This is a genomic window from Streptomyces sp. HNM0575, from assembly GCF_012726265.1.
Lineage (GTDB): Bacteria > Actinomycetota > Actinomycetes > Streptomycetales > Streptomycetaceae > Streptomyces.
In genome coordinates, this window is record NZ_JAASAG010000028.1 from 1 (window position 1) to 3,090 (window position 3,090).

The 3,090-nt window shown below is 72.7% G+C and carries 1 protein-coding gene; it reads right to left on the reverse strand.

Going from position 1 to position 3,090, the window contains the following annotated elements; genetic code table 11:
- The coding region (locus HCC61_RS29980; RefSeq protein ID WP_169141007.1) for a type I polyketide synthase at positions 1–3,070 on the reverse strand (3,070 nt) is incomplete at its 3' end.
- Positions 3,071–3,090 lie beyond the last annotated feature (20 nt).

Genomic DNA, 3,090 nt, shown 5'->3' on the forward strand with positions numbered 1-3,090 from the left:
CATTCGACGCACCGTCCTGATTCACCGCAGAACCCCGCACCACCGCCAACACCCGATGCCCGTTCCGCTCCGCCTCCGACAACCGCTCCAACACCAACCACCCAGCACCCTCACCCCAACCAGTGCCATCGGCGTCGGCGCTGAAGGCGTGGCAGCGGCCATCGCTCGACAGGCCTCGCTGGCGAGAGAACTCCACGAAGGTGTACGGCGTCGCCATCACCGTCGCGCCGCCCGCGAGCGCCAGCCCGCACTCACCGTTGCGCAACGACTGCGCCGCCAGATGCAACGCCACCAACGACGACGAACACGCCGTATCCACCGTCAACGCAGGCCCCTGAAGACCCAGCGCGTAGGCGACGCGGCCTGACATCACGCTGGCGCTGGCAGCGGTCGCGCCATAGCCGGCCGCCTCCTCGCCGGCGGCCAGCACGCGCGAGCCGTAGTCCTGCCCGTTGCTGCCGACGAACACGCCGACGTCGCCGCTCCGCAGCGAGGCGGGGGCGAGACCGGCGTTCTCGAACGCCTCCCAGGCGGTCTCCAGCAGCAGCCGCTGCTGCGGGTCGGTCACGGCCGCCTCGCGCGGGCTGATGCCGAAGAACTCGGCGTCGAAGTCGCCCGCGTCATGGAGGAATCCGCCTTCGCGAACGGTCGTCGTGCCCGCCCGGTCGGGATCCGCGTCGTAGATGTCGGACAGGCTCCAGCCGCGGTCGTCGGGGAAGGCGCCCACGGCGTCCACGCCCTCATCCACCAGCCGCCACAGCTCATCCGGCGAACCCACACCACCGGGGAACCGGCAACTCATCCCGACAATGGCAACCGCCTCATCCACCACCGCACGCCCACTGCCCGCCGAAGCGGCCTCCAGCGTGTCCGTGTCGCCGGACAGTTCGGCCTCGAGGTACGCGGTCAGGTCGTCGGCGGTCGGATGGTCGAAGACGATCGTGGAGGAGAGCGTCAGCCCGGTGGCCGCGGCGAGCCGGTTGCGCAGCTGGACCGCGCGCAGCGAGTCGAAGCCCAGTTCGCGGAACGGCCGGTCGACGCGCAGGTCGCCGGCGTCCCCGTGGCCGAGCACCGACGCCGTCTCGTCCCGTACCAGCGACAGCACGGCTCGTCGGCGCTCCGCCTCCGACAGGCCGGCGAAGCGGCTCGCGCCGGCTTCCACATCGGCGGTACGGCTGACGCCCGGCAGCTCGTCGAACAGCTGCGAGGACGCCAACTGCCCTGCCAGCAGCGGCCAGTCGGCGTCGGCGACCAGCAGCGAAGCGGCCGCCGTCGGAGCGGCCAACATCGGGGAAGCCGCCGACGGTACGGCCGTCAGCGGGGCGGCCGCTCGGCGGAGGACGGAGAGCGCGAGGTGCGGCGGCATCGGGGACAGGCCGTCGAGGCCGAGGCGCTTCCCCTCGGCCATCCCGTCCTCGGCCCACGGGCCCCACGCCACGGAGACCGCCCGCAGTCCCTGGTCGCGGTAGCTGGCGACGAGCGCGTCACAAGCGGCGTTGGCGGCGGCGTAGTTGCCCTGCCCCGGCGAACCGACGACTCCGGCCACGGAGGTGAACACGACGAACACGGTCTCGTCCGCCGCCGCCTGGCGCAGGTTCTCCAGCGCGTCGGCCTTCGGGCCCACCACGGCCTCGAAGCGGTCCGGTGTGAGGGAGTCGACGACACCGTCGTCGAGCACTCCCGCGGCGTGGACCACCGCGGTCGGACGCCACTCGGCCATCAACTCCCGCGCACGTTCCGGGTCGGTCAGATCCGCGGCCACCACAGCGGTCTCCACACCGAGCGCGGTCAGGTCGGCCGCACCGGGTGCCTCCGGGCCGCTCCTGCTGACGAGCACCACACGGTCGGCCCCCTCGGCGGCGAGCCAGTGCGCCACACGACGGCCGAGCGCGCCGGTGCCCCCGGTGACCAGCACGGTGCCGGACGGCTCCCAACCGCCCGCCGCGCCGGGCGCGTTCACAAGCCGGCGTACGTAGCTGCCCTCGGACCGGACCGAGACCTCGTGCTCAGGTCCGGCGACGGCCTCGGGCAGCCGCGCCCACGCGTCGTCACCGATCAGTTCGACGAGCCCGCCCCACCGGCCGGGTTCCTCCGCCGCTACGACCCGGCCGAGTCCCTGTGCCAGTGCCTGCAAGGGTTCGCCGGTCGTGACGCACCACAGCGGAGCGTCGATTCCGGCGTCGCCGAGGCCCTGTACCAAGGCCAGCAGCGTGGCCCCGCTCCGCCGGGCGTCGCCGAGCGCGAGCAGGGAGACGACCCGGTCGGGACGCAGCCCCCGCAGCCGTTCGCACACCTCGGCACGGTCGACGGTGTCCAGTTCCACCGTCGTACTGCCCTCGGGGATCCCGGCGGGCGGCCGGAACCCAGGCGGTTGCACCACGAGCCATGTGCCGGACTCGGCGGGCGCGGTGGGCTCGGCGGGCGCGGTAGGCTCGGCGGGCTTGCCGGACCCGGCGGACCGCCCGGCCACGGGGACCCACGCCACCTGGTGGCACCAGCCGTCCACGGTGGACTTGTTCTCGGTACGGCGGCGCAGCTCCGCCAGCGCGGGCAGCGCCGGCTCCAGCGAAGTCCGGAGGTCGTCCGGCAGGTCGTCGAGGTCGAGTCCGTCCCACCAGGCCGTGTCGGCGGACGTGTCCTCCAGCCAGTAACGCCGGTGCTGGAACGGGTAGGTGGGAAGGTCGACGCGGCGGGCTGCGGGGAACAGCTCCGACCAGTCGACGTCCGCACCGCGTACGGACAGCCGGGCCAGGGCGGTCAACAGCGCGGCGGGTTCGCCGGGTTCGTGCTCGCCCTGGCTGAGCGCGGGTATGAACGAGCCGTCGGGTGGGAGGAGTTGTTGTCCCATGCCGCTCAGTACGGCATCCGGGCCCAGCTCCAGCACCGTCGACACACCCTCCGCCGCCAGCGCTTGGACGGTGTCGGCGAACCGTACGGCCACCCGCACATGCTCCACCCAATACTCCGGGCCCAGCGCCTCCACCCGCTCACCGGAAACCATCGACACCAACGGAATACGCGGCGAGTGGAACTCCAACCCGGCGACGACACCCGCGAATTCATCGAGCATCGGCTCCATCAACGGCGAAT